Origin of the sequence: Hallerella sp., from assembly GCF_022776125.1 — a bacterium.
GTDB classification, from domain to species: domain Bacteria; phylum Fibrobacterota; class Fibrobacteria; order Fibrobacterales; family Fibrobacteraceae; genus Hallerella; species Hallerella succinigenes.
The window spans coordinates 1-7,839 of the sequence record NZ_JALFIA010000067.1; the positions used below are offsets into that span (position 1 = coordinate 1).

At 51.2% G+C, this 7,839-nt stretch carries 8 protein-coding genes; 2 read left to right on the plus strand and 6 right to left on the minus strand.

The genetic code is table 11. The features are described from left to right. A partial coding sequence (locus tag MR847_RS08285; RefSeq protein ID WP_287723493.1) for an OmpA family protein occupies positions 1-513 on the minus strand: 513 nt, incomplete at its 3' end. A 174-nt stretch (positions 514-687) separates the two neighbouring features. Here MR847_RS08285 and MR847_RS08290 point away from each other — a divergent pair. Next, entirely contained in the window at positions 688-1,701 is a 1,014-nt protein-coding gene (locus MR847_RS08290) for a hypothetical protein (protein WP_287723494.1), read from the plus strand. Between the two features lie 71 nt (positions 1,702-1,772). Here MR847_RS08290 and MR847_RS08295 read toward each other — a convergent pair whose 3' ends face one another. From MR847_RS08295 to rplU, 5 genes are all read right to left on the minus strand, one after another. Further along, on the minus strand, positions 1,773-2,513 hold the full coding sequence (locus tag MR847_RS08295) for a metal ABC transporter ATP-binding protein (protein ID WP_100424398.1): 741 nt from the start codon (positions 2,511-2,513) through the stop codon (positions 1,773-1,775). Beyond that, complete coding sequence (locus MR847_RS08300) at positions 2,510-3,364, minus strand: metal ABC transporter solute-binding protein, Zn/Mn family (RefSeq protein ID WP_287723495.1); 855 nt, start codon at positions 3,362-3,364, stop codon at positions 2,510-2,512. The genes MR847_RS08295 and MR847_RS08300 overlap by 4 nt, the downstream gene beginning before the upstream one ends. Positions 3,365-3,466: 102 nt before the next feature. Continuing rightward, a complete protein-coding gene (locus tag MR847_RS08305) occupies positions 3,467-4,048 on the minus strand; it encodes a hypothetical protein (protein WP_146139473.1) in 582 nt (193 codons plus the stop codon). A gap of 88 nt (positions 4,049-4,136) precedes the next feature. Next, positions 4,137-4,391: a 50S ribosomal protein L27 gene (gene rpmA, locus MR847_RS08310; protein WP_100424401.1), complete on the minus strand. Its 255-nt coding sequence runs from the start codon at positions 4,389-4,391 to the stop codon at positions 4,137-4,139. A gap of 2 nt (positions 4,392-4,393) precedes the next feature. Then, a complete protein-coding gene (rplU, locus tag MR847_RS08315; RefSeq protein ID WP_100424402.1) occupies positions 4,394-4,882 on the minus strand; it encodes a 50S ribosomal protein L21 in 489 nt (162 codons plus the stop codon). A gap of 153 nt (positions 4,883-5,035) precedes the next feature. On the opposite strand from rplU, the gene MR847_RS08320 reads away from it, so the two are divergent. After that, on the plus strand, positions 5,036-7,839 hold a 2,804-nt coding region (locus MR847_RS08320), incomplete at its 3' end, for a glycoside hydrolase family 2 protein (protein WP_287723496.1).

The window sequence follows — 7,839 nt, forward strand, 5'->3', positions numbered from 1 at the left end:
AAGCTTCTGGTTATATTCTTCGCCACCTTCCGAACTTGTGTGACCTTCGATTTCCACCTTCGCCTTTGCATTCTTTTTAAGACCTGCGATAGTCTTGTCGAGGGTTGCAAGCGTCGACGGAACAAGTTCCGCACTGCCCACCTTAAAAGAAACTCCCTGGAGTTCTGCACGAGTATCGTCAAAGGCGACATTTACCGAACCGTAGCTTGCACGCGGGGAAACATACGGTGTCTCACCGCATTCAAACGGACCTGTCAAGCTTTCGCAAAGAATCTGGTAAGAATCTTCTCGCGGAATCAAAAAAGAAACTTCACCGTAGCCATTCGTCTTGACCGTTACTTTGTTCTTCGGGTTCTTTTTGCCGACAAAAGTCAAAGTCTTGTTCTTTTGAGGAACATCGTCAAAATTCGTGTACGAGATGTTCAACACGGCGTGCGTCTTGTTCGGAGCGAGATCTTTCGCCGCCGCAAAGGCGAATGCGGCAAAAGCGGTCAAAGCAATCAAACGATTCATTCGGGTTCTCCCATTTTAACTTTTCCTCGTAATCTAATAAAAACGCGCGGATTTTTTAGAATTGCAATCGTTTAAACAGAAACTCAAGCATTGAGAAGCAGGACTTTTGAACTTTTTAACCTTTAGAAGGGCTCGGCTTTTTAATAAATTTTGCTCGCAATTTAAGGAGTTGGTATGAAATCGAAATTTCTCAAGGCAACGATCGCCCTCACGATCGCACTTTCCGCAACCTCTTTTGCTGCCGAAGACAACTTCGCTCTCAAGGGCAACATTCAGACTCAAGCTACCGCCAACAACGAAGACGATGGACTCAAGTCCTTCTGGTTCCGCGCTAACGTGGGCGGCATGTACAAGTCCGAAAGCTTTGACGCTCAGGTGATGCTCCGTATTTTTGGGCCGCACTTCGGCAACACCATCGACGGAAAAAGCTATGACAAGATTCTCGCCGATCTCTACTGGGCAAATTACAAGTATTCTTTGGGCGATCACAAAGTGAACCTCAAGCTCGGTCACTGGAAGACGGACTGGTCCCAGTCTACAAACTTCGGTACCTATATCGACAAGGCGATCGGAACTCGCGGATTCATGATGCGCGATTATTCCCATGACGCCTTTGAACTCGGCTGGAACTACGGTCCGTCCGCCTTCAAGGCAATGCTCGGAACAACCGACAACAAGTTCAGCACGGGCTATGTCCGTGTCGAAGAACGCGTCAAGTTCTGCTTCCCGCTCGAACTCGCCGCCGCATACCGCGTGAACGCTCTCGATGCGATGACAAAAGCGGCAACCCAAACGCACCGCGTCGCCGGCTACCTTTCTTATTCCTTCATCCAGAATCTTCGTCTCTATGGAGAAATCGCTTACCTCAAAACGACGACCGATAGCGACGTGAATGCTGCCTCCGTCAAAGCGGGTACCGCCGTGAAGCCGGAATACGCCCAGGGTTCGGAACACCTTCCGTTCTACGTCGGCGTGGAAATCCCGACCGCAGGCATTCTCGACCACTTGATGTTCGAAATGGAACACATCGGCAACCGCGACGAAATCAATGCGGATGCAGACGATTTCGCATGGACCGTCGCCTTCGTGAAGTCTTACGGACGCACCAAGGCTCAGCTCAACGTCTACAGCGAAAAGGAACTCGACGACGTCGGCGTAGCACTCCGCTTCACCACGACCATCAAGTAATTTTTCAAAACTTTGACCCTATGGAATCGCATTGCGAGACCCATAGGGTCGTAGCCATCTCGATGACACAGTCAGTGAGAATGATGCGTACCGAGTACGCGGTGCGGAACGCCGTGGGCAATTAAGTCCACTTCGCAGCCGTACATGCCCTGCACCATCTCCGGCGTAATCTGCGAACCTGAATGGAAATGCACCGAGCGATTCACACAGGCAACGCTCTTCACATGATTCGAAAGCACCATCAGATCGTGACTCACAATCACGATCGTCATCTTCGCATTCAGCTCCGCCAGTAGCTCGTACAGATCTTCCTGGCCCTGCGCATCGATATTGCTCGAAGGCTCATCCAAAAAAAGAATTTGCGGATCAGAGACGAGAGCGCGAGCGATCAGCACACGCTGACGTTCACCGCCTGAAAGCTCGCCCAGTCTACGACCGGCAAAGCTTTCCATCTTCACCGTTTCCAGAGCTTCCTTTACTTTCGAAGGATTCGGTTTGCAGTGCGGAAGTCCCATCGAAACTGTTTCTTCCACGGTGATCGGGAATTCCAGGTTATGATTGGTATTCTGCGGTACATAGCCAACCGAAACCTTTCTCGAAGGCATCTTTCTTCCAAAAAGGCGCACATCCCCTTCGGAGGGTTTCAAAAGCCCCACGATAAGCTTCATCAGCGTGCTTTTTCCGCCACCGTTCGGCCCGATGATCGCAAGAAAGTCTCCTGCTTCCACGGTGAAGTTAACATTCGAAAGGACAGGCGCCTTTTCATAGGCAAAACTTAAATTACGAACTTCGATCGCTGGGAACGGATTCACTTGGAACTCTCCGAAATCGCCGAAATGAACTTTTGCAATTCCTTTTCAAAGTCGAAAGCGAGCGGATCGATTGAAACGATCTTCGCCTGGATTTCACGTGAAAGCGATTCCACGGCACGACGGCTAAACTGGGGTTGCACAAAGACCGTTTTCACCTGATGTTCCTTGGCAATATGCACAAGCTTCTGCATGTCGCGCGGCTTCGGTTCCTTGCCGTGCACTTCGACCGCAATCTGCTTTAAGCCGTAATCGCGGGCCAAGTATCCATAGGACGGATGAAACATGATGAACGTGCGACGGTCTTCCGAAAGAGCCTTTGTCGCTTCGGTAAACTTCACGTCCAAATCAGAAAGGCGCTTGGAAAATTTTTCAAGGTTCGTGCGGTAAACGCCTGCATGCAGCCCGTCCAATTCGACGAGAGCCGAGCATACATTCGAAGCGATCAAGATCGCCATGCGCGGAGAATTCCAAATATGTGGATCGAGTTCTTCGCCATGTTCATGAACGTGTTCGTGCGCTTCCTCATTCATCCACGAAACACCCTGGGAAATATCCACGATGCGGATATTCTTGTTCACGCCCAGAAAACGCGGACGCCAAGCCTTGTCGAGTCCCGATCCATCGCTCAAATACAGCGAAGCCTTGGAAAAGGCGCGCAGCGTATTCGGCTTCGGTTCAAATAAATGCGGATTCGCATTCGGCGGAACGAGAGTCACTACATCCGCATTTTCCCCTGCGATTTCCTGCACAATCTTTGCATACGGCGCAAGCGTCACCGCCACCGAAAGCTTCGGTTCCGCAAACAGGAAAGACGCACAAGCAAGAATCAGAATGGAAATCAAACGCATCATGAACATTCCTACAAATTGTTCAGCCCAATATACAAAATCGAGAACCGCTTTCAAATGCAAAAAGTCCCGCCGGGGCGGGACTTTCAAGCTTTTTCAAAGGAATTACTTCTTCTGCACTTCCGCCTTGTACTTTTCGGCGGCTTCGTCCATGCGCTTCTGCATATCGGCACTCTGAGCGCGGAGCATGAATTCCTGATTTTCTTCTGCGGACTTCTGCATGGCGGCGGCGAGCTTCGCCGGGTCCATCGCCACAAGGACGTAAATCTTGTACTGACCGCTTTCCTCGTTGAACTGGGTGATGGTGCGGATGACATTTGCCCCGACCAGTTCCTGCTGCGTATATTCGTTCGCCTTTTCTTCCCAGATTTTAAGCGCCTTACCGTCGACGTTCTTGCCGTACTGTTCCTTGTAGCGGTTCACCTGAGTCTTCGTAGCTTCCGCAAGGGCGGCACGGGCTTCATCCGCGGCCTGCGTACGTGCGATCATCTCATCGTTTGAAACGGCCATGCCGACCGCAGACGGGATATCCTTTTCCGCAAGTTCCGCCTTGTATTTTTCAAGTTCCGAAGCCGGAGTTTCTACCGTCTTGAATCCGCCTTCCGAAGCCTTCTGCGCCGAGCTCGCGCAAGCTGCAAACATCATGGCACAGGCGCAAGCGAGCATCCAACCAAACATTCTCTTCATAAAGCTCTCCTTTCCTACTAGAGTTTTTCTTAAAAATACAAAAAAGAGCCGGATAGAACATCCAGCTCTTTTTAAAGACTTGTCAGCCTTACGATTCCGGATAGACCGAAACCTTCTGACGACCAGCGTTTTGTTCGAACTTGACCTTGCCATCAACGAGAGAGAACAAGGTGAAATCCTTGCCCATGCTAACGTTGTTGCCCGGGTGGAAATGAGAACCACGCTGACGAACGATGATGCCACCGGCCTTCACCGTTTCACCTGCATACTTCTTCACGCCGAGGTATTTCGCATTGGAATCGCGGCCGTTACGAACGGAGCCTTGACCTTTCTTGTGAGCCATTATTAAGCCTCCTTCGACTTGCGGATGGAATTCTTCTTAACCTTTGCCGGCTTCGGAAGACCCTGAGCGATCTTTTCCTTGCGAGTCAGCGGAACGTTCTGAACCTTCTGAGCTGCAAGAGCCTTGATGCGAGCGCGGTTGCGTTCGATAATCTTCTGATCGACGACTTCGGATTCTGCACCGGAATGGAGTTCCGTAACGAGCACTTCCGTATAGCCCTGACGATGACCGTTGCGACGAACGTAACGGGTACGACGCTTCTTCTTGAACACGATAACCGTGTCTTCCTTGTCATGGGCGAGAACTTCGACCTTGACAGAAGCATCATTCAGGACAGGGGTGCCGACCTTAACTTCTTTTCCGTTGGAGAAAAGAAGGACGGACTTGAGCTCCAGAGAAGAACCGACAGCTGCATCGACGCTCGGGACCTTGAGAGTCTTACCGACTTCGACTTTATACTGGAAACCACCTGTTTCAACAATAGAATACATAATATTCCTTTTTTTAGGTTTGCTGTGGAGCCCCAAATATAGAAAAGCGATTCCGATTTTGGGAGGTCAAAATCCAATTTTTTCCATTTTTCTTTTTAATATTTGCTAAATTTGATGAAAATCATCATGTTTTGGAATCAACAAGGAACGCGAATGAACTCTATCGTGAGCCTGAACGGCGACTGGGAACTTCTGTTCGACACAGAAGACATGGGTATTATCAATCGTTGGTACGCCACCTATCCAAGTGGCACCCAAAAAATCCAAGTGCCGAGTGTATGGGAAAAGTACTTCGACAAGGTCTCCCTTTCGCAGGACGCCGCCTATTATTTTAAGCACTTCACTGTGGATGCGAAGCAGGTTCCGAAGCGAATTTTCCTTCGTTTCGAACGTATTTCCATGCACGCCGTCTTCTGGTTGAACGGCAAGTACCTCGGCTCGCACTTCGGAGCCTACACGCCGTGCATTCTGGATCTTTCCAAGGCGATCAAACCGGGCGAAGATAACGTCCTTTGTGTGCGCGTAGCGAACATGGGATCCGCCAACAGCCGTATCGACTTCGGTCGTGAAAGCAAGGAAGGCGCGGACGACCGTTTTGTTCGCCCGTCCGAAATGCCGGTCGGCCTCCCGTGGACGGAATACCCGTTCGGCGGTATCTACGGAAACGTGGACCTGATTCTCGGCGGAGCTGCTTTCATCTCGGGCGTCCAGCTTGAACCGGACCTCGACGAAGAACGCGTTGCAGTCGATGTCTCCTTTAACAATCCGCGTGGCTTCAGCACCCGTCTCCGCATCTTGATGCGCAATCCTCAGGGCGAAGTCAGCGAACTCATCAAGGATGTCAAGCTTGAAAAGGAAAACGCTTCGAGCCGTTTTATCTTCAAAATCCGCAATCTGAATAAGGACAAGAATTTCTGGACGATCGAAAAACCGAACCTCTACACGATTGAACTTCAGCTCGAAGGCAAAGCGAAGACGAAGCAAACGCCGGAACATTCCTTCTCCGTGGTCAAAAATTTTGCATTCCGCAAATTCGACTGCATCAAGGGCGACTTCTACCTGAACGATTCCATCATCAAGATTCAAGGCGTTTCCTATTCCCAGCACTGGAGCGAAGGCGGTCTTTGGACTTCCGACAAAGCCAAGCTCCGCAAGGATCTCGAAGCTATCAAGAAGGCTGGTTTCAACACGATTCGTTCCAACGGCGCCCCGCTGACCGATGCAGCTCTGGATATCTGCGATGAAATCGGCCTCCTGGTGATGCAAGAATTCCCGATTCACACGATGCGTTCTACCCCGCGCGGTCTCGAAGCGGTTTACAAGTTGATCGAAGAACTCGTGACGGAACAGAAGCACCACCCGTGCATTGTCTCCTGGATTCTCGGTTCCGAAAACTGCCCGCTCGTTCTCGAAAACGGTAACAAGCTTTTGAACGCGGTCGACGGTTACGACAAGTGCCGCCCGGTCATCAGCAACCTGAACTGCGTCTACCTCTCGAACGAAGAAGAGTTCCACAAGGACACGGGCAAGCTCATGGGCGTGACAAACGAAAAGATTCTTCTTTACGCGTCTCACCGCATGCACCTTCGCATGAGCCCGAACGCAGCCCTCACGGATTTTCTCGCCCACTACTGCGACAAGAATTCCATTGTCGAAGACGAAGTCAACATTCCGGACACGACTCTTGGCAATTCGCAGTTCCAGGACGAATACGAAAACTTTGTCGAAGAAACCAACGGCAAAATTCTCGTCACGCTCAAGAACCATGCACTTTTGCCGGCTTCCCCGACAGACATCAAGGGTTCTAGAAGCATCAAGAATAACAAGGCCATCAAGCAGACATTCAAGCAGCTCGAAGCCTTTATCGACAACAGGGATCTTTCGATTTGGAGATCGTTAGAAGCGTTCAACGCCGATGCGCACCGCTTGGCCTTGCAAAGTAAGCTCACGCAAATCAACGCCATCCAGAGCAACCCGCTCGTTTCCGGCTTTATGCTCGACCAGTGGGCTGACTTCGGTGCGGACTTCTGCGGTCTCGTGGACGAAAACCGCAAGACGAAGGGATTCGATTCCTTCATGAAGGCGGCAACGACTCCAACCCGCTTGCTCATCACCGGTTTTGAACCGATCAGCGCCCCGCAGACGGAAATTTCCTTCCAGCTTGCCTTGTTGAACCAGGCCCGCCTCGAAGATATCGAAATCGAAATTTCCATCGTCGACAAGAGCGGAAAAACCGTTTCGAGCGACAAGCACAAGGCGAAGGGCCAGACAAGCCTCACTCCGCTCGGCACGTTCACGGTCGTCGCTCCGAAGGCGCCTGGCGACTACAAGCTCGTGCTCACGCTCTCTTCCCTCGGATCCGTGGTCAGCACCACGAACGAAAACCTTCTTGTTCTCGAAGATTCCGATGTGCAAAGCGCCATGTCCCAGGTCTGCTTCCTCGACAACAATGCAGAAACGACAGCCGATGCCCTTGCTGCCCTCGCCGGTCCGGAAAAGATCATCTTTACGGCAAGCCTCAGCTCTTGGAACGACGTCGTTCTGAACAAGATCGTGGAACTCACCCGCGACGGCGGAAAGACGCTCTTCCTTTCGGATTTGAACCCGGAAGACCTCGAAACGTTCAATTCGAGCCATCACTTTACGCAGACAATCGAATCTCACTTCACCACCGGTGCGAACGGTCTTTCCGTGCATTACCTGGTGAACGGATCCGAACTGCTCCCGGAATTTGCTGGACATCAAATTTTGGACGATCTTGCATCTTCCGTGATTCCGAGCATTTCGCTCACCGAACTTCCGAACGCACAGGTTCTCGCACGTTCCGTGACGATCGCGAACGGCGAACTCAAGACGGGCGTCGATCTTCAGATTGTTCCGTTCGGCAACGGACGTCTGGTGTTCAACCAGTTGAACCTGTTCGAAGGTTTGGAAACGAACCCGCTCGCAGACCGCGT